The organism is Streptomyces sp. NBC_01261, assembly GCF_036226385.1.
Lineage (GTDB): Bacteria > Actinomycetota > Actinomycetes > Streptomycetales > Streptomycetaceae > Streptomyces.
In genome coordinates this window covers 4,784,341-4,802,984 of the sequence record NZ_CP108463.1, presented here as the reverse complement: position 1 = coordinate 4,802,984, position 18,644 = coordinate 4,784,341, and the positions used below count along the sequence as shown (strand labels likewise).

Below are 18,644 nucleotides of genomic sequence, written 5' to 3'. Positions count from 1 at the left end.
TTTGGGGCTGTGCCCCCAAACCCCCCTTCGGCCTGAACGGCCTCGTCCTCAAACGCCGGAGGGGCTGAGATGCCACCAGTCTCCGCGAGCGCGTTTTCGCAGGTCGGATCGCGTTGTCAGTGGGGTCGTGCAAGGTGGACACCAGATCCGAACCGGCCGAGCTGGAGGGGGCCTCAGCCATGACTGTGTCCGTAGAAACCACGCCTGGGCAAGCGCGCGAGAAGTCGTCGGACGAGGTGTTGCGGCCGCATGCCGAGGACGCCTTCGCCGACGAACTCGCCGCGCTGGCCGCGCAGGACGACCGGCCGCGTCCGGTCCGCTGGAAGATGTCGCCGTGGGCGGTCGCCACCTATCTGCTCGGCGGCACGCTGCCGGACGGCACGGTGATCACGCCGAAGTACGTCGGCCCGCGCCGCATCGTCGAGGTCGCCGTCACCACCCTCGCCACCGACCGCGCCCTGCTCCTGCTCGGCGTGCCCGGCACCGCGAAGACCTGGGTGTCCGAGCACCTCGCGGCGGCGGTCAGCGGCGACTCGACCCTCATCGTGCAGGGCACCGCCGGCACCCCGGAGGAGGCCATCCGCTACGGCTGGAACTACGCGCAGCTGCTCGCCAACGGCCCGAGCCGCGACGCCCTCGTGCCCAGCCCCGTCATGCGCGCCATGGCGGAGGGCATGACCGCGCGGGTCGAGGAGCTGACCCGTATCCCGGCCGACGTACAGGACTCGCTCATCACGATCCTGTCCGAGAAGACGCTGCCGATACCGGAGCTGGGGCAGGAGGTGCAGGCGGTCCGCGGCTTCAACCTGATCGCCACGGCCAACGACCGCGACCGCGGGGTCAACGACCTCTCCAGCGCCCTGCGCCGCCGTTTCAACACGGTGGTGCTGCCGCTGCCGGAGAGCGCCGACGCCGAGGTCGAGATCGTCGCCCGCCGCGTCGACCAGATCGGCCGCTCCCTGGACCTGCCCGCCGTGCCCGAGGGCGTCGACGAGATCCGCCGGGTGGTGACCGTCTTCCGCGAACTGCGCGACGGGATCACGGCGGACGGCCGGACGAAGCTCAAGTCGCCGAGCGGCACGCTGTCGACGGCCGAGGCGATCTCCGTCGTCACCAACGGACTCGCCCTGGCCGCCCACTTCGGCGACGGACTGCTGCGGCCCAGCGATGTCGCCGCGGGCATCCTCGGCGCCGTCGTCCGCGATCCGGCGGCCGACCGCGTCATCTGGCAGGAGTACCTGGAGGCGGTCGTCCGTGAGCGCGACGGCTGGAAGGACTTCTACCGGGCCTGCCGGGAGGTGAGCGCGTGAGCGACTCCCGCGGGCTGGTCGACGAGGACTCCGGTTGGAGCCGCTGGAGCGGGATCCGGAGGGGAGGGGAGCGTAGTGGCGGGTACTGAGGGGGGCCGGGGCGCGGGGCCGCTGTTGCTCGGGGTGCGGCATCACGGGCCCGGTTCGGCGCGGGCCGTGCGTGCGGCGTTGGACGCGGCCCGACCGCGGGTCGTACTGATCGAAGGGCCGCCCGAGGCCGACGTGTTGATCCCGCTGGCCGCCGACGAGGACATGCGGCCGCCGGTCGCGCTCCTCGGCCACGCCGTGGACGAGCCGGGCCGTTCGGCCTTCTGGCCGCTGGCCGAGTTCTCCCCGGAATGGGTCGCGATCCGCTGGGCCCTGGAGCGCGAGGTCCCGGCCCGCTTCATCGACCTCCCGGCGGCGCACACGCTGGCGTGGGGGAAGGACGACGCCGAGGGCGAGTTGACGGGGGAGGAGCAGCCGCCGGACCTGACTGCCGAGACCCCGACTGCCGAGGACCCGTCCAGCGAGTCCTCTTCTGCCCCGGAGCCCTCCGGCTCCGACCTCCGCGTCGATCCCCTCGCCGTCCTCGCGGAGGCCGCCGGTTACGACGATCCCGAGCGCTGGTGGGAGGACGTCGTCGAGCACCGGGGTGTGGGGGAGCGGGACGCGTTCGCGCCGTTCACCGCGCTGGAGGAGGCCATGGGGGCGCTGCGCGAGACGTACGGGGTCGGCGGGCACGAGCGGGATCTCGTGCGTGAGGCCTATATGCGGCTCCAAGTGCGGGCGGCGCAGCGGGAGTTCGAGGACGACGTGGCCGTGGTGTGCGGGGCCTGGCATGTGCCCGCGCTGCGGCGCAGGACGGCCGTCGCCGCGGATCGTGCGCTGCTGAAGGGGCTGCCCAAGGTCAAGGTCGATCTGACCTGGGTGCCGTGGACGCACCGCAGGCTGTCGCGGGCCAGCGGTTACGGCGCGGGCATCGACTCGCCGGGCTGGTACGGCCATCTGTTCGGCGCCCCGGACCGGCCGGTCGAGCGGTGGATGACCAAGGTGGCGGGACTGTTCCGGGAGGAGGACCGGATCGTCTCCCCGGCCCATGTCATCGAGGCCGTACGGCTGGCGGAGACCCTCGCGGTGATGCGCGGCCGGCCGTTGCCGGGGCTCGGGGAGACCACCGACGCGGTGCGCGCGGTGATGTGCGAGGGCTCGGACATCCCGCTGGCGCTGGTGCGCGACCGGCTCGTGGTCGGGGATGTGCTGGGCGAGGTGCCGCCGGGGGCGCCCGCCGTGCCGTTGCAGCGCGACCTCGACCGGTCGCAGCGCAGGCTGCGGATCAAACCGGAGGCGCTGGAGCGGGAGTTGGAGCTCGACCTGCGCAAGGAGACCGACGCCGGGCGCAGCAGGCTCCTGCACCGGCTGCGGCTGCTGGGTATCGACTGGGGCGAGCCGACCGCGTCGCGGGGGAGCACGGGGACGTTCCGGGAGACCTGGCGGCTGCGCTGGGAACCGGAGTTGGCGGTGCGGGTCGCCGAGGCGGGGGTGTGGGGGACCACCGTGCTCACGGCGGCGACCGCCAAGGCGGAGGCGGACGCGATCGGCGCGCCCGGCCTCGCCGACGTCACCGCACTCGCCGAGCACTGCCTGCTGGCCGAACTGCCGGACGCGCTGCCGGTGGTGATGAAGGTCCTCGCCGACCGCGCGGCCCTCGACACCGACGTCGGCCATCTCGCCCAGGCGCTGCCCGCGTTGGTCCGTTCACTGCGCTACGGCGACGTGCGCGGCACCGACACCGGAGCGCTGACGGAGGTCGCCGCGGGCCTCGCCGAGCGCGTCTTCGTCGGCCTGCCCCCGGCCTGCGCGGCCCTCGACGCCGATGCCGCGGAGGAGATGCGGCGGCATGTGGACGCGGTGCATGGGGCGGTGGCTCTGCTGGGCGACGCCTCCGGCCCCGGGCACGGTGACACCTCCGCGCCTGGACAGGGCGACGCACCTGGCCCCGGCCCCGGGCACGGTGACCTGCGGGACCGTTGGCGCGCGGTGCTCCGCACGCTCTCCGCGCGGGACACCATCCCCGGTGTCATTCGCGGGCGGGCCGTACGACTACTCCTGGACGAAGGGGAGTTGGGGGCGGACGAGGCGGCCCGGCTGATGGGGCTCGTGCTCTCGCCGGGGACACCTCCGGCGGACGCGGCCGCGTGGATCGAGGGGTTCGTCGGCGGCGGGGGCGGACTGCTCCTCGTGCACGACGAGCGGTTGCTCGGGCTGGTGGACGCGTGGCTGACCCGGGTGCCGGCGGAGGCGTTCACGGACGTACTGCCTCTGCTGAGGCGAACGTTCTCGTCGTACGAGCCCGGAGTGCGCCGGACACTCGGGGAGTTGGTGCGGCGCGGTCCGGGGAAGCAGGTGGGTACGACGGCGACGGTGGCCGGGATACCCGGGTTCGGCGCGGAGCTGGACGCCGGGCGCGCGGACGCGGTGGTGCCGGTGCTGCGGCTGCTGTTGGGGCTGGACGACAACGAACTTGTGGGGGTGGCGGGATGACGAACAACGGCAGGCAGGGCGGCGGGAAGCCGGAGACGCCGGGTGCGGGCGAGGGCGTGCGCGGGCGGCGGGCCGAGGGCGGCCCGGCGAAGGGCGTGCGGGTCGTACCGCTGTGGGAAGGGCTGCGTACGGGGGTGCGCGGGTGAGTACGGGGACCACCGGGGCGGCCGAGGCGGTCGCGGTCAGCGGGGTCGCGGAGCCCGGACAGCCCGACCAGGAGCGGTTGCGGCGGTGGCGGCTGGTGCTCGGGGGCGGTGCGGCCGACGGCACCGGGTGCGAGTTGTCCGGGCAGGACGCCGCGATGGACGGGGCGCTGGCCGCGCTGTACGGCAGGGAGGACAAGGGGCGGGCGGCGAAGGACCGTTCGGCGGGGCTCGGGGCGTCGGCGCCGTCCGTCGCGCGCTGGCTCGGGGACATCCGGACGTACTTCCCGTCCTCCGTCGTCCAGGTCATGCAGCGGGATGCCATCGACCGGCTCGGGCTGTCCGCACTGCTCCTCGAACCGGAGATGCTGGAGGCGGTCGAGGCCGACGTGCACCTCGTCGGCACGCTGCTCTCCCTCAACAAGGCGATGCCGGAGACCACGAAGGAGACGGCGCGGGCGGTCGTCCGCAAGGTCGTCCAGGACCTGGAGAAGCGGCTCGCCACCCGCACCCGGGCCACCCTCACCGGCGCGCTCGACCGCAGCGCCCGCATCAACCGGCCGCGCCACCACGACATCGACTGGAACCGCACGATCGCGGCCAACCTCAAGCACTACCTGCCCGAGTACCGGACGATCGTGCCGGAGCGGCTGATCGGATACGGGCGCGCGTCCCAGTCCGTGAAGAAGGAGGTCATCCTCTGCATCGACCAGTCCGGGTCGATGGCGGCGTCCGTCGTCTACGCCTCCGTGTTCGGGGCGGTGCTGGCGTCCATGCGGTCGATCAACACCCGGCTCGTCGTCTTCGACACGGCGGTCGTCGACCTCACCGACCAGCTCGACGACCCGGTGGACGTGCTCTTCGGGACCCAGCTCGGCGGGGGTACGGACATCAACAGGGCGCTCGCGTACTGCCAGTCGCAGATCACCCGGCCCGCCGAGACGGTGGTCGTGCTGATCAGTGACCTCTACGAAGGGGGCATCCGGAACGAGATGCTGAAGCGGGTCGCGGCGATGAAGGCGTCGGGGGTGCAGTTCGTGACCCTGCTCGCGCTCTCCGACGAGGGCACGCCCGCCTACGACCGCGAACACGCCTCCGCGCTGGCCGCGTTGGGCGCGCCGGCCTTCGCCTGTACACCCGACCTGTTCCCGGAGGTGATGGCGGCGGCGATCGAGAAGCGGCCGTTGCCGATACCGGACACCGCGTGATGAACTGGCCTGGGGGACAGGGGGGTTGTGCGTCGTAGGGCGGCCCGTGCAAGGATCGTCGCCTCATGAACTGGCCCGCCGCACTGTCCGGTGCCGCCCTGCGCGTGACGCGTACGGCGGTTGGGCGGCGTGTGCGTCAACGGGTGCTTCAAGTCGTCCTGCTGGTAGGCGGGTTGTTCGTGCTCGGCGTTGTCTTCGGGGGACAGGCGCAGGCGGCGGACGGGGACACGGGGCAGCGGCCGGTGATTCCGGTGGTGGCTTCGGTGGCCAAGCCTGTTCCGGCTGCGGCTGCGGCTGCGGCTCCGGCCTCGGCCCCGGTTCAGCTTCCCGTTCTCGCCCCGGTGCCGGCTCCGGTACTGGCTCCCGTCTCGGACACCGTGGAGCGGGTCGTGCGACCCGTGAGCGACGTGGTGGCGAAGACGCTGACCGAGGTGTTGGCCGAGGCACCTCCGTTGCCCACCTTGCCCACGCTGCCCACCTTGCCCACGCCACCCTCGGTCCCCGCAGCGCCGAGTCAGCCGGTGGTCCCGGTGCCGACGCCTCCGGCGCACACCGCGCCCGCGCCGGTATCGACGCCCGTCCGGTCCGCCCCGCGGTCTTCGGGCGGTGGGCATCGTTCGGATGCGAGGCCTGCCGAGGCGGCGGTGGGCGTGGGGGCCACGTACGGGCCGCGCTTCGCCGCGGACACCGCCGATGCGCTCGGCGCCGTAGGACATGCGGTCGTAGGGCACGCTCCGTCGCCCTCCGCCGGACATGCTCCCGCCCGGCAGCAAGCGCCCGCCGGTGACCCGAACGGCGCGGACAACGGGTCGTCGCGGCACTGTGACGCGCATGCCGTGACGTTGGACAGCCTGGTGCCGGTGCGGATCGTGCCCGGTGCCGCCGCGCGTGCGGACGTGGGCGAGACGCGGGACAGGTACCGGGACGTTCCCGTTTTCCCGGGCTAGGCAGGGCCTTTCAGGCAGTTGAGCTGCCCGGAACGCCGCCATGTCTCCAGCCCCGGAATCCCTGAGGAACAGACGCACGCATGAGCACGAACGCCGGCACCCGTATGAACCAGAACGCCGACCCCACCCCCGCCGAACTCCGACGACGCCTCGTCGACGCCCACGTCTCCGTCCCGAGGGAGTCCAGGGTCAGGGCCGCCGCGGCCATCCAGGGCGCCTGGGCCGCACGCGCTGTTCGCGCCCGGAGAGGCCCTGCCGCGCAGCCGCGCCGCGCCCGGCACTGGGAGTGACCGACTCCGTGAGGCAGTGACCCCGGACGGCCGAACGCCGTCGGTCCGTCCGGAGCGCGTCTCGCGGTAGGGGGCCTCGCCGGGCCAACCCCAACCCGGTGAGGCCCCGCCCGAACCATCCACCCACCGACCCATCACGCACCCACCCGGACGACCTGCCCGAACGTCCCGCCCGCGGCACTCCGTGTCACAAGAACCGGCATCATGTGACAGGTATCACCGCTCAGGTGTGACCCTCGATTTAGGGGCCCCCTGCAAGCAGCGATAACCTGCGAGACGGACATGCCGCGCGCTCGGTCACCGTGTGCGCCTCCCTTGTGACAGCGGACGTCACGTTGCCCTTCGCGGCACGCCCACGCATCCAACGAACCGCGATATCACTGAGGACGGAAGCGCGTGGACCTGTTCGAGTATCAGGCGAGGGACCTCTTCGCCAAGCACGATGTACCGGTGCTGGCCGGTGAAGTCATCGACACGCCTGAGGCGGCCCGCGCAGCCACCGAGCGGCTCGGTGGCAAGTCCGTCGTCAAGGCCCAGGTGAAGGTCGGCGGCCGTGGCAAGGCCGGTGGCGTGAAGCTCGCCGCCACCCCGGACGAGGCCGTCGCGCGTGCGACGGACATCCTCGGCATGGACATCAAGGGCCACACGGTCCACAAGGTGATGATCGCCGAGACCGCGCCCGAGATCGTCGAGGAGTACTACGTCTCGTACCTCCTCGACCGCACCAACCGCACCTTCCTCGCCATGGCGTCCGTCCAGGGCGGCGTGGAGATCGAGGTCGTCGCGGAGGAGAACCCCGAGGCCCTCGCGAAGGTCCCGGTCAACGCCAACGAGGGCGTCTCGATCGAGAAGGCCCGCGAGATCGTCGCGCAGGCCAAGTTCCCGGCCGACGTCGCGGAGCAGGTCGCCGAGATCCTGGTGACGCTGTGGGACACCTTCGTCAAGGAGGACGCCCTCCTGGTCGAGGTCAACCCCCTCGCGAAGGTCGCCGACGGCCGCGTCATCGCGCTCGACGGCAAGGTCTCCCTCGACGAGAACGCCGAGTTCCGCCAGGCGGACCACGCGGCACTTGAGGACAAGGACTCGGCGAACCCCCTTGAGGCGGCCGCCAAGGAGAAGAACCTCAACTACGTCAAGCTCGACGGCGAGGTCGGCATCATCGGCAACGGCGCGGGTCTCGTCATGAGCACCCTGGACGTCGTCGCGTACGCCGGTGAGAACCACGGTGGCGTGAAGCCGGCCAACTTCCTCGACATCGGCGGCGGCGCGTCCGCGGCCGTGATGGCGAACGGCCTGGAGATCATCCTCGGCGACCCGGACGTCAAGTCCGTGTTCGTCAACGTCTTCGGCGGCATCACCGCGTGCGACGAGGTCGCCAACGGCATCGTGCAGGCGCTGCAGCTGCTCGCGGACAAGGGCGAGGAAGTCACCAAGCCCCTCGTCGTCCGTCTCGACGGCAACAACGCCGAGCTGGGTCGCAAGATCCTCTCCGACGCCAACCACCCGCTGGTCCAGCGTGTGGACACCATGGACGGCGCGGCCGACAAGGCCGCCGAGCTCGCGGCTGCGAAGTAAGGGAAGAGGGACAGACACAGCCATGGCTATCTTCCTCACCAAGGACAGCAAGGTCATCGTCCAGGGCATGACCGGCTCCACGGGCATGAAGCACACCAAGCTCATGCTGGCCGACGGCACCAACATCGTCGGTGGCGTCAACCCCCGTAAGGCCGGCACGTCCGTCGACGTCGACGGCACCGAGATCCCGGTCTTCGGCACGGTCGCCGAGGCGATCGAGAAGACGGGCGCGAACGTGTCCGTCCTCTTCGTACCGCCGGCCTTCTCCAAGGCCGCCGTCGTCGAGGCGATCGACGCCGAGATCCCGCTCGCGGTCGTCATCACCGAGGGCATCGCCGTCCACGACTCGGCCGCGTTCTACGCGTACGCCGTGGCCAAGGGCAACAAGACCCGGATCATCGGCCCGAACTGCCCCGGTCTCATCACCCCGGGTCAGTCGAACGCCGGCATCATCCCGGGCGACATCACCAAGCCGGGCCGTATCGGCCTGGTCTCGAAGTCCGGCACGCTGACGTACCAGATGATGTACGAGCTGCGTGACCTCGGCTTCTCGTCGGCCGTCGGTATCGGTGGCGACCCCGTCATCGGCACCACCCACATCGACGCGCTGGCGGCCTTCGAGGCCGACCCCGACACCGATCTGATCGTGATGATCGGTGAGATCGGTGGCGACGCGGAGGAGCGGGCCGCGGACTTCATCGCGAAGAACGTGACGAAGCCGGTCGTCGGTTACGTCGCGGGCTTCACCGCGCCCGAGGGCAAGACGATGGGCCACGCCGGTGCCATCGTCTCCGGTTCCTCGGGTACGGCCGCCGCGAAGAAGGAGGCCCTTGAGGCCGCCGGCGTCAAGGTCGGCAAGACCCCGACCGAGACGGCGAAGCTGGCCCGCGAGATCCTGGCCGGCTGATTCACCCTGCTTCACGTCGATGGGCCCGTTCCCGTGTGGGGGCGGGCCCATCGACGCGTTGTCGGTCGTCTGCGGGCGCGTCGTGGCCGGTCGCGCAGTTCCCCGCGCCCCTAAAGACATGGGCCGGCCCGCGTTTTTAAGGGGCCGCGGTTCCCCGCGCCCCTTAAGGCAGGGCGGCTGAAACGGGGTCGTCTTTTAGGGGCGTGGGGAACCGCGCGACCAGCCCCCACCGGCCCGCGGCCGACGATCTACCGACCCAGCGGTGCCAGCCTCTCCGGGCCGCTGGTCATCCCGTTCCGGAGACGGTCCCGCAGAGCCACCTCCTCCTCGGACAAGGAACCCTGCACCACCCGCGCAGGCACCCCCTCCACCCGTTCCCCCAACGGCACCGGCGGCTCGTAATGCGTGGGCGCAACCCGCAGCGTGAACGTCGTCGCCCCGATGATCGCGACGGTGAACGCGATCGCCGCCCGGGTCCAGAACACGGTCCGCCGTTCGCCCACGAACCGAACCGTCGGCGGCTTGGCCGCGTGCAGCCGCCCGGTGGAGGCGAGTTCAGTCATCCGCCGATGAAGTTCGGTCGGGTCGGACAGGTCCGGAAGCTGCGCGGCGAGCGCCTCGCGCGCGTGCAGCAGCCGGTTGGCCGCCGCCGGCGTACTCGCCTCCGTCTCCGCCGCGGTCTCCGCGAGACCGAGCCCGACCCCGTCGTAGAGGAGAAGCGTGCGGCGGTACGACGGCGGGAGCTTGAGGAGGGCGGTCAGCAGGGCACGGTCGGCGGCGTCCGGGGGCGGGGGCTCCGGGTGGCGGTATCTGGGGCGGAACCGGTGCCAGGGGGAGAGGGCGTGCTCGTACGCCACCGAGCGCACCCAGCCGGCCGGGTCGCGGTCGACCGCCACCTCGGGCCAGCGCTGCCACGCGACCTGGAAGGCCCGCTCGACGGACTCCCGCGCCAACTCGCGCCGCCCGGTCAGCAGATACGCCTGCCGTACGAGGGCGGGTGCGCAGAACGCGTAGAGCGCGTCGAAGGCCTGAGCGGGCGTCAGGGGTGCGCGGGACGGTTCCTCGGTCGATACCGGGACGGGAGCGGGGACGAGGACGGGTTCGAGCACGGCGGTGTCGTCCACCACCTCGACCTCGACCACCTCGATCTCCACCACCTCGGCCTCGGCCACCTTGACCTCGGCCACCTCGGCCTGTGGCTCCAGTTGCTCCCGCTGCCGCTCCGTCACGGTCTCTTCTTCACCCAGGCTGATGAGCAATTTCGCGTACGCCTCCCGTTTCCGGCCACGTGGTGTCGTACGGCCGGTCTCCCACGAACGCACCGTCTCGCGGCTGACGCCCACCCGTGTCGCGACCTGAGCCTGCGTCAGGGACGCCGCCTCGCGCAGGCGTCGGCGTTCCTTGGGCGGAGGGATCGGAGATGCGGGGCTCTGCGTCACCGGATGCCCCTTCGTACGAAAAAGTACATAAACGTATATTGAGCGACACTTCCGAGGTTCGCCTGTTACGACGAGAAAGCGCGTGTCGTTGGGAGCATGGCGGGCGTGATGCCGATGACCCACCGCCGAGCGCTGTTGTCGCCCCTGCTCACCCGGATGCGCGACCGATCCCCCGGACTGGCCGCCAGCCTCCTGGGTGGCGCGGTCGCGGCGGGGCTCGGGCTCGGTTCCTTCGCGGTGCTCGTGATGGTGCTGTGGATCAGTTCGCCGTACCCCGACAGCGGACCCGGCGGCGCCCTGCACATGGCAGCCGCCCTGTGGCTCCTCGCGCACGGCGTCGAACTGGTCCGCGCCGACACCCTCTCCGGGGTCCCCGCCCCCGTGGGCGTCACCCCGCTGCTCCTCCTCGCCCTGCCGCTGTGGCTGCTGCACCGGGCCGCCCGGCACGCGGTGCTGGGCGGGGAAACCGGCGAGGACGACGCCGAGGCACCGCCCCTGATCGCCGCCCGCACCGCCTGGACCGGCGTCGCCCTCGGCTACCTCGCCGTGGGCACCGCCGCCGCCCTCTACGCGTCCGGCGGCGAACTCTCCCCCTCCTGGAGCTGGACGGCGGTCTGCCTGCCGCTGCTCGCCGCGGGCGCGGCCGGTTCCGGCGTGTGGACGGCGTACGGGCGTCCGCGCGAACCCGTGCTGAGTGTGCTGATCCTGTTGCCGGCCGGGCTGCGACGGCTCGTCCTCGGCCCGGAGGCCCGTGAGTCGAGGGCTCGTATCGGCACCGTGGTCCGCGCCGCGGGACTCGGCACCGCGGTGCTCGTCGGAGGCGGCGCGCTGCTGCTCGGGGCGTCGCTGACCTGGCACGGCGGTGCCGCCCGGATGTCCTTCCTTCAGCTGACGGAGGGTCTGTCGGGCCGGTTCGCCGTCCTGCTGCTCTGCCTCGCGCTGATCCCGAACGCGGCGGTGTGGTCCGCCTCCTACGGCCTCGGCCCCGGCTTCGCGCTCGGCGTCCACCACACGGTCGCCCCGCTCTCCTCGGCCCCGGCCCCTCTCCTCCCGCCGTTCCCGCTCCTCGCGGCGGTCCCGGACGCGGGCACCGGAACCCCGCTGAACTGGCTCGCCGGGCTGGTGCCGGTGGCGGCCGGGGTGATGGTCGGGTGGTTCGTGGCACGGGTCGCGGTAGGCGGCACGGCCGGCCAACGAGGCGACAGCGCGGGCGAGTTGACGGAGGAGCGGAAGCGGAAGGCGGCCGGTGCCGGACTCCGCCAACAGCCGCCGCACGCCCTCTCCGCGCATGGCCCCTCCACCCACGCCCCCTCCGCGCAGGCCCCTTGGGCGCAGGGCCGCACCGCCGCCACCGTCCTGCTCGCCGCCGCGCTCTGCGCCGTAGTGCTGGGTCTGCTCGCGGAGTTGTCCGGCGGGCCGCTCGGGAGTGCCGCGCTCGCTCGGTTCGGGCCGGTGTGGTGGCAGACCGGGGGAGCGGCGCTGGCGTGGATCGCGGCGGTGGCGGTGCCTACGGCGCTCGGGTCGCGGGCGTGGCGGCTGCGGGAGCGCCGGGTGCCCACGCCGACGGTCGGGAAGTCGACGATCGGGAAGCCGCGCGAGGGCGAGATCGCCCCTGCCTCCGTGCCCACTTCCGTCACGGGTGACTCTGAACGCTGGTTCCGGAGGCCGCTCGTGGTCGGCCGGGGCTGGTTCGCGCGCAAGCCGAAGAAGGCGGAGCAGCCGGTCCCGGTACCCGTACCGGCGCAGGCTCCCGTCGACCAGCCGTACATCGCCTACGACCACGACCCCACGTTCGACCCGTACGACTTCCTGCCCGTCGACGTGCCGTCGGAGCCGGCGCCCACTCCCTGGTACGACGACGCCTCCCGCGAGGCCCGCTGGGCGGCCTTGAGGGAGGCGTCCACGCCACCTGAGCCCGAGCCGTCGGAACACGCGGACGAGCCGGAACCGCCCGATAGGAAGGGGCCGAACTGACCGGTGCCGTCTGTCAGTTGGCGGTACCCAGGAACCCCCGCAGCTCCTTCGGCAGCAACTGGTTGCAGGACTGCTTCGCCTCGTTCGTGAGGGCGTCGTTGGCGCAGGTGTAGTAGTCCTTGTAGGCGAGCTGCGCGGCGAACATCGCGGCCACCAGGGCGATCGCCAGGGAGGCGGTGACCAGGCCGCTGATCGCCGCCGTCGTCTGCGGGCGGGCCTGCGTCTCGGGCACCGCCGGGGTGTCCGGGTCGGGCGTGCGGGACTTGGCGCGCAGGGCGCTGCCGCCCCAGTAGAGGGCCAGCGCGCCGAGCAGCAGGGCCACGTACGGCCAGCTGAAGAGGGCGAAGAAGAAGGCCCACATACCGCTCAGCAGGGCGTAACGGGCGCGGCGCTGGGCCGGGTCCGTCGGGTCCCAGCGCATACCGCCCTGGCCGGGGCCGCCGTTGCCCGGTCCTTCGGGGCCGCTCTGTCCGGTGGGGGCGCCGGGCCGGTCGCCGAAGTTGCCCGACGAACGCCCAGGCTGCCGGTCGCTCCACTGACTGCCCCACGGCGAGTGACCGCCGTCACCCTGCGGGGCGTCGCCGTCCTCGCCGGCCTCCGGGCGCCGCGGCTGCCACGGCCGGTCCGGGGTGCCTTCGGGCGGCGGCGCGAAGGGATTGTCGTCCTGCCCCGCACCGCTCTTCCCGTCCGAGGGCGCGTCGGGCGGCGACGAAGGCCGCTCCCGGAGCAGCACCGACTGCGGCGGGAACGTGAGAAGTCGCAGACTGCGGTCCGGCATCAAATGAGCGTCTTCCCCTTGGTGGATACGTCTCGGACATGAACTGTCACTTCACGAGCCGACATTTCACGAGCTGTCACTCCGAGAACGCGTCGCACGACAACCGCGTTCCCGAACCCGCTCTCCGCAGACGCTACCTTCCGGCCACGCCCCCGTCCCGTGGGGGCTGTCCGGTGTGCCGGTATCGTTGCTGACGGTCGGCCGCTTCGTAGACTTCCCCGTATCCCGGGGCGCGAAGCATTCGTATGAACGCACGAGTCGGCCTGACGACATGCTCCCCCGAGAAAGGGCCCCGCCGTGGCCGCCAAGCCCGTGGCCAAGCGCCTCGTCGTGCTGGTCTCCGGATCCGGTACGAATCTGCAGGCGCTCCTCGACGCCGTCGAGACCGCCGGCAGCGAGGCGTACGGAGCCGAGATCGTGGCCGTCGGTGCGGACCGCGAGGGCATCGAGGGCCTCGCCCGTGCCGAGCGTGCCGGACTGCCCACCTACGTGTGCAAGGTGAAGGACTTCGGGACGCGTGAGGAGTGGGACGCGGCCCTCGCCGAGGCGACCGCCGCCCACGAGCCCGACCTGATCGTGTCGGCCGGGTTCATGAAGATCGTGGGCAAGGAGTTCCTGGCCCTGTTCGGCGGCCGGGTCGTGAACACGCACCCCGCCCTGCTGCCCAGTTTTCCGGGAGCCCACGGCGTACGGGACGCGCTCGCGTACGGCGCCCGGGTCACCGGCTGCACCGTCCACTTCGTCGACGACGGCGTCGACACCGGGCCGATCATCGCTCAGGGCGTGGTCGAGATCCGGGACGAGGACGACGAGAGCGCTCTGCACGAGCGCATCAAGGAAGTCGAGCGCACGCTGCTCGTCGATGTCGTGGGGCGGCTCGCCCGCAACGGCTATCGCATTGAGGGACGAAAGGTAGTTATCCAGTGACCGCCGAGAACATCGAGAGCGGCAAGCGGGCCATCCGTCGCGCGCTCGTCAGCGTCTACGACAAGACCGGCCTGGAGGAGCTGGCCCGCGGCCTGCACGAGGCGGGCGTGGAGCTCGTCTCCACGGGCTCCACCGCCGCCCGTATCGCCGCCGCCGGTGTCCCCGTCACCAAGGTCGAGGAGCTGACCGGCTTCCCCGAGTGCCTGGACGGCCGGGTCAAGACCCTGCACCCCAAGGTGCACGCCGGCATCCTCGCCGACCTGCGCCTGGAGAGCCACCGGCAGCAGCTCGACGAGCTGGGTGTGGCCCCCTTCGACCTCGTGGTCGTCAACCTGTACCCGTTCCGGGAGACGGTCGCGTCGGGTGCGTCCGCCGACGAGTGCGTCGAGCAGATCGACATCGGCGGCCCGTCGATGGTCCGCGCCGCCGCCAAGAACCACCCGTCGGTCGCGGTCGTCACCAGCCCCGCGCGCTACGCCGACGTCCTGAACGCCGTACAGAACGGCGGTTTCGACCTGTCGACCCGCAAGCGACTCGCGGCGGAGGCCTTCCAGCACACGGCGTCGTACGACGTGGCGGTGGCGAGCTGGTTCGCGAGCGAGTACGCCCCGGTCGACGAGTCGCGGTTCCCCGACTTCCTGGGCGCCACCTGGGAGCGCGAGAACACCCTGCGCTACGGCGAGAACCCGCACCAGCCGGCCGCGCTCTACGTCGACGGCAGCGGCGGTGGCCTGGCTCAGGCCGAGCAGCTGCACGGCAAGGAGATGTCGTACAACAACTACACGGACACGGACGCCGCGCGCCGTGCCGCGTACGACTACGCCGAGCCCTGTGTCGCGATCATCAAGCACGCCAACCCGTGCGGTATCGCGATCGGTTCGGATGTCGCCGAGGCGCACCGCAAGGCACACGCGTGTGACCCGCTGTCGGCGTTCGGCGGGGTGATCGCGGTCAACCGCCCGGTGACGAAGGAGCTGGCCGAGCAGGTCGCGCCGATCTTCACCGAGGTCATCGTCGCGCCCGACTACGAGGAGGGCGCGCTGGAGATCCTCGCCAAGCGCAAGAACCTCCGGGTGCTGAAGACCCCGGCCGGTCCGTCGAACACGGTCGAGCTGAAGCCGATCGACGGTGGCGTGCTGCTCCAGGTGACGGACCGCCTCCAGGCGGACGGCGACGACCCGGCCAACTGGACGCTGGCGACGGGCGACGCGCTCTCCGCGTCCGACCTCGCCGACCTCGCCTTCGCGTGGAAGGCCTGCCGCGCGGTGAAGTCCAACGCGATCCTGCTGGCCAAGGACGGTGCCTCCGTCGGCGTCGGCATGGGCCAGGTCAACCGCGTCGACTCCGCGAAACTCGCCGTCGAGCGGGCGGGCGAGGAGCGGGCGCGGGGTTCGTTCGCGGCCTCGGACGCGTTCTTCCCGTTCCCGGACGGGCTTGAGGTGCTGACCGAGGCGGGCGTCAAGGCCGTTGTCCAGCCCGGCGGTTCGCTCCGCGACGAGCTGACCATCGAGGCCGCGAAGAAGGTGGGCGTCACGATGTACTTCACGGGGACGCGGCACTTCTTCCACTGAGATCGGCCCGATCCTCCGGGATCGCGGCGGGAGTTGAAACAGGGGCCGGGGCAGGCTCGGGCGGTGGCAGTTCGCACCACACCGTCTTGCCCTCCGGCCCCTGTTCCACGCCCCACCGCGTCGCGAGCGCGTCGAGCAGCACCAGCCCGCGGCCGTTCTCGTCGTCCGGCCCGGCCGCGCGTACGACGAGCCAGGTGTACGGCTCCGGGTCCGTGACGGCGATTCGAGTACGGCCGTCCTCGCACGTCACCCGGAGGGTCACCGGGGTGCCCTCGCCGATGTGCCGGATCACGTTGGTCAGCAACTCGCTGACACAGAGCTGGACTTCGGGACACGGGACGCCGAGGTGCGCGCGTACGGCACGGCGGGCCTCCGGCACGACCTGGGGGGCGGCGAGGAGTTCGAGGACGAGCGGAGTCACCGGTCGGCCGCCTTGCGGAGGGCGGCGGTGAGGGCCCTTGCGGTGTCGAGGTTGCAGTTCCCGAGTTCGACGAGCGGGGGACCGTAGGTCTGGACGACGGAGGGCAGATCGAGCCCGAGGGACGGCAGGGTGATCCCGTTGGCCTTCAACGCGGCCTGGAGTTCGGCCACTTCGCTGTTGGCCTCGTGGGTGTAGGGGCTGCTCATTGCCGTACGCCTCTCTCTGTGACGAATTGCTCACAGAGTGACGCGGAATCTCGTACCGTGGCAGTGGTTTGGGTTGCACGCGGGAACTGGCAAAAGACGGTGGTGAGTTGTGCCCCCACGCAAGGACACCGACGCGTCGGCGAATGTCCCTTCCTTCTACGGCGCGGAGTTGCGCTTCAAGAGGGAGGCGGCGGGCCTGACGCTCGAACAGTTGGCGGAGGGAAGCTATCGGGGTATCCCGTTCCTGAGCCTGATCGAGCGGGGTGAGCGGCGAATGCCGTTGGATCTCGCCCAGCACGTGGACAAGCGGCTCGGTACGGACGGCTTTTTCGAGCGGCGTTGTGAAGATGCCCGGAAGGCGAAGCAGGCAGGGCATGCGGAGTACTTCGCGGATGTCGCGGAGTTGGAGATGTACGCGGACTCAATTGAGGACTGGGCCCCGATGCTCGTCCCCGGGCTGCTGCAAACAGCGAGTTACGCCAGGGCAGTTGTCCGCACCTCGCTGCCTTGGCTGCCGCCGGAAACCGTGGAGAAGCAGGTCACGGCTCGCTTGGACCGCGCGAAGCTCTGGGAACGGGACGAGCGTCCGTCGTTCTGGGGCGTGCTCCACGAGTCGCTGATCCGCAAACCGCTGCTGCCGTCCGAGGAGATGGCGGTCCAACTGGAGCACATCGGGCAGGTGATCAACGGCAATCAGGGCGTCTTGCAGATCCTGCCGGAAACGGCGGCGGCCCACCCGTTCATGATGGGCATGATCCGGACCATGACCTTCCCGGACGCGCCGCCCGTGGTGTACACGGAGGGCCTGCACAGCGGTCAACTGATCGACTATCCAGCCCTCGTGAAGGACTACCGCAGGTCGTACGATCTGCTCAGGGCCGCGGCGCTACCGCCAGACGCGTCCCTGACCATGATCGAGCAAGCGGCAGAGGACTACCGAAATGGCAAGCACCGAGCATGACTTGAGCTGGCGTAAGAGCACCTACAGCAACGGTTCTGGCGGCGAATGCCTCGAAGTCCGTGACGATCTCCCCGGTGTCGTCCCCGTCCGGGACTCCAAGGTCCCGGACGGTTCGGCGTTGCTCATCGCCGCTCCCGCGTGGGCGTCCTTCGTCGACTGGGCCGGTACTGCCTAGCCGTCCACCTTGGAGGACCACAGAAATGGCAAGCACAGGGCCTGACTTGAGCACCGCTGCTTGGCGTAAGAGCAGCTACAGCAACAGCAGCGGCGGCGAATGCGTCGAGATCCGTGACGACCTCGCCGGTGTCGTCCCCGTCCGTGACTCCAAGGTCCCGGACGGTTCGGCGCTGCTCATCCCCGCCTCCGCCTGGGTGTCCTTCGTGGAGTGGGTCGGCTGACCCGAGGGGCGTCGGGGCCGCGTCACGCGGGGTGGACGCTGTGCGCGAATCCCGCCCCCACACCATCCACCCGAAAAAGTGTGACACTTTTCCCGCAAGTGTCACACTTTCTCAGCTATGTACGGCTACCCCGGCCCACTGACCGGATTGGCCAACAGCATCCACGCGGATGGCGAGTTACTGCGTGCGGATCACGATCGAACCGCAGACCTTGTCCGCGAACGTCTGGCGCTTCGCGTCCCACGCCGGCCACAGCCAGCCCAGGTAGCACGCGATGGAGTCGAGGAAGTGGGCGAGGCGGCGGACGAACGCCATGCCGACGCCCAGGGGCTGGCCGTCGCTCTCGCGGACCAGGCGGATGCCCAGCGTCTTCTTGCCGACCGTCTGGCCGGTCTTGCCCTCCTGGATCAGCTGCCAGATGGCTATGCCGATGATGACGATGGCGCCGATCGCGAGCAGCACGCCCTTGCCCTGGCTCACGATGATCAGGATGTACGGCACCAGGAAGATGAGACCGTCGACCAGCGTGCCGAGGAACCGCTGACCCCAGTTCGCGTACGGCGGGGTCGCGCCGTAACCGTCCTGCTGGTAACCGGGGTACGCGGGCTGCTGCGGGTAGCCGTAACCCTGCTGCGGCGGGACACCCTGGGGCGCGCCCTGCGGGTAGCCGTAGCCCGGCTGGCCTTGGGGCTGGCCGTAACCGGGCTGACCCTGAGGCTGGCCATAGCCCTGCTGGGGGTTCTGCTGCGGCTTCCCGTAGGGGTTGTTCGGGTCGTAACTCATAGCGGGTTTTCCTCCGTCGGCAATGCGGGGACGATGCGGATTGCGCGGAGGTACATCACGAGATGAGCGGTTTGCCCCCCAACACCTACCGCAGTACTGCGGCGTTCATCGTTCTATTCGGGGCGATATTTTGTCCAGCGGCATTCCTCATGTGTTGTGTAAGCGCAATGTCAGGATCATGCGACAGCTGAGCTGCTCAGCGGTGTCGCGCGGGAGGGCGACGAGGCGGAGCGGGGTCACCAGGTCCATGGGGAACGCCGCCTCCGCTGCGGGGGTGTCATGC

General features: G+C 71.1%; 19 protein-coding genes. 14 read left to right on the top strand and 5 right to left on the bottom strand.

The features are described from left to right. Positions 1–179 precede the first annotated feature (179 nt). The 8 genes from OG226_RS20885 to sucD all read left to right on the top strand — a co-directional run bounded on the left by OG226_RS20885 (position 180) and on the right by sucD (position 8,903). Positions 180–1,310: an ATP-binding protein gene (locus OG226_RS20885; RefSeq protein ID WP_329349699.1), complete on the top strand. Its 1,131-nt coding sequence runs from the start codon at positions 180–182 to the stop codon at positions 1,308–1,310. A 75-nt stretch (positions 1,311–1,385) separates the two neighbouring features. Beyond that, a complete protein-coding gene (locus OG226_RS20880; RefSeq protein ID WP_329349698.1) occupies positions 1,386–3,833 on the top strand; it encodes a DUF5682 family protein in 2,448 nt (815 codons plus the stop codon). Further along, positions 3,830–3,979 (top strand): hypothetical protein, encoded by a 150-nt coding sequence (locus OG226_RS20875; protein WP_328679943.1) that lies wholly within the window; start codon positions 3,830–3,832, stop codon positions 3,977–3,979. Before OG226_RS20880 ends, OG226_RS20875 begins: the two co-directional genes overlap by 4 nt. Before the next feature lie 77 nt (positions 3,980–4,056). After that, positions 4,057–5,184, top strand: a complete 1,128-nt coding sequence (locus tag OG226_RS20870) for a vWA domain-containing protein (RefSeq protein ID WP_329353460.1) — start codon at positions 4,057–4,059, stop codon at positions 5,182–5,184. A 65-nt stretch (positions 5,185–5,249) separates the two neighbouring features. Next, the gene (locus OG226_RS20865) at positions 5,250–6,131 is read left to right on the top strand and encodes a hypothetical protein (RefSeq protein WP_329349697.1); all 882 of its coding nucleotides are present in this window, start codon (positions 5,250–5,252) and stop codon (positions 6,129–6,131) included. A gap of 80 nt (positions 6,132–6,211) precedes the next feature. Further along, on the top strand, positions 6,212–6,421 hold the full coding sequence (locus OG226_RS20860; protein WP_329349696.1) for a hypothetical protein: 210 nt from the start codon (positions 6,212–6,214) through the stop codon (positions 6,419–6,421). A 396-nt stretch (positions 6,422–6,817) separates the two neighbouring features. Next, positions 6,818–7,996: an ADP-forming succinate--CoA ligase subunit beta gene (gene sucC, locus OG226_RS20855; protein ID WP_328679935.1), complete on the top strand. Its 1,179-nt coding sequence runs from the start codon at positions 6,818–6,820 to the stop codon at positions 7,994–7,996. 22 nt (positions 7,997–8,018) lie between these two features. Beyond that, positions 8,019–8,903, top strand: a complete 885-nt coding sequence (gene sucD / locus OG226_RS20850) for a succinate--CoA ligase subunit alpha (protein ID WP_019055633.1) — start codon at positions 8,019–8,021, stop codon at positions 8,901–8,903. Positions 8,904–9,151: 248 nt separating this feature from the next. Here sucD and OG226_RS20845 read toward each other — a convergent pair whose 3' ends face one another. Next, on the bottom strand, positions 9,152–10,342 hold the full coding sequence (locus OG226_RS20845) for a sigma factor-like helix-turn-helix DNA-binding protein (protein WP_328679931.1): 1,191 nt from the start codon (positions 10,340–10,342) through the stop codon (positions 9,152–9,154). Between the two features lie 96 nt (positions 10,343–10,438). On the opposite strand from OG226_RS20845, the gene OG226_RS20840 reads away from it, so the two are divergent. Then, entirely contained in the window at positions 10,439–12,316 is a 1,878-nt protein-coding gene (locus OG226_RS20840; RefSeq protein ID WP_329349695.1) for a cell division protein PerM, read from the top strand. A gap of 13 nt (positions 12,317–12,329) precedes the next feature. On the opposite strand, the gene OG226_RS20835 is transcribed toward OG226_RS20840, so the two are convergent. Next, complete coding sequence (locus OG226_RS20835) at positions 12,330–13,094, bottom strand: hypothetical protein (protein ID WP_328679928.1); 765 nt, start codon at positions 13,092–13,094, stop codon at positions 12,330–12,332. Positions 13,095–13,391: 297 nt separating this feature from the next. On the opposite strand from OG226_RS20835, the gene purN reads away from it, so the two are divergent. Together purN and purH are read left to right on the top strand one after the other, a co-directional pair. Then, on the top strand, positions 13,392–14,021 hold the full coding sequence (gene purN / locus OG226_RS20830; RefSeq protein WP_329349694.1) for a phosphoribosylglycinamide formyltransferase: 630 nt from the start codon (positions 13,392–13,394) through the stop codon (positions 14,019–14,021). Next, positions 14,018–15,592, top strand: coding sequence for a bifunctional phosphoribosylaminoimidazolecarboxamide formyltransferase/IMP cyclohydrolase (purH, locus tag OG226_RS20825; protein ID WP_329349693.1), 1,575 nt, complete (start codon positions 14,018–14,020; stop codon positions 15,590–15,592). The genes purN and purH overlap by 4 nt, the downstream gene beginning before the upstream one ends. Here purH and OG226_RS20820 read toward each other — a convergent pair. After that, positions 15,564–16,013, bottom strand: a complete 450-nt coding sequence (locus tag OG226_RS20820) for an ATP-binding protein (protein ID WP_328679925.1) — start codon at positions 16,011–16,013, stop codon at positions 15,564–15,566. The genes purH and OG226_RS20820 overlap by 29 nt on opposite strands. Beyond that, on the bottom strand, positions 16,010–16,219 hold the full coding sequence (locus tag OG226_RS20815; RefSeq protein ID WP_329349692.1) for a hypothetical protein: 210 nt from the start codon (positions 16,217–16,219) through the stop codon (positions 16,010–16,012). Before OG226_RS20815 ends, OG226_RS20820 begins: the two co-directional genes overlap by 4 nt. A gap of 109 nt (positions 16,220–16,328) precedes the next feature. On the opposite strand from OG226_RS20815, the gene OG226_RS20810 reads away from it, so the two are divergent. Genes OG226_RS20810 through OG226_RS20800 form a run of 3 tightly spaced genes read left to right on the top strand, consistent with a single transcriptional unit; the run spans position 16,329 to position 17,578 of the window. Continuing rightward, positions 16,329–17,180: a helix-turn-helix domain-containing protein gene (locus tag OG226_RS20810; RefSeq protein WP_329349691.1), complete on the top strand. Its 852-nt coding sequence runs from the start codon at positions 16,329–16,331 to the stop codon at positions 17,178–17,180. Continuing rightward, positions 17,161–17,355 (top strand): DUF397 domain-containing protein, encoded by a 195-nt coding sequence (locus OG226_RS20805; protein ID WP_328679919.1) that lies wholly within the window; start codon positions 17,161–17,163, stop codon positions 17,353–17,355. Before OG226_RS20810 ends, OG226_RS20805 begins: the two co-directional genes overlap by 20 nt. Positions 17,356–17,380: 25 nt before the next feature. Next, positions 17,381–17,578 carry a DUF397 domain-containing protein gene (locus OG226_RS20800; RefSeq protein ID WP_329349690.1) on the top strand — a complete coding sequence of 66 codons (198 nt, stop codon included), beginning with the start codon at positions 17,381–17,383 and terminating at the stop codon, positions 17,576–17,578. A 177-nt stretch (positions 17,579–17,755) separates the two neighbouring features. On the opposite strand, the gene OG226_RS20795 is transcribed toward OG226_RS20800, so the two are convergent. Then, positions 17,756–18,361: an RDD family protein gene (locus tag OG226_RS20795; RefSeq protein ID WP_328679916.1), complete on the bottom strand. Its 606-nt coding sequence runs from the start codon at positions 18,359–18,361 to the stop codon at positions 17,756–17,758. Between the last annotated feature and the right edge of the window lie 283 nt (positions 18,362–18,644).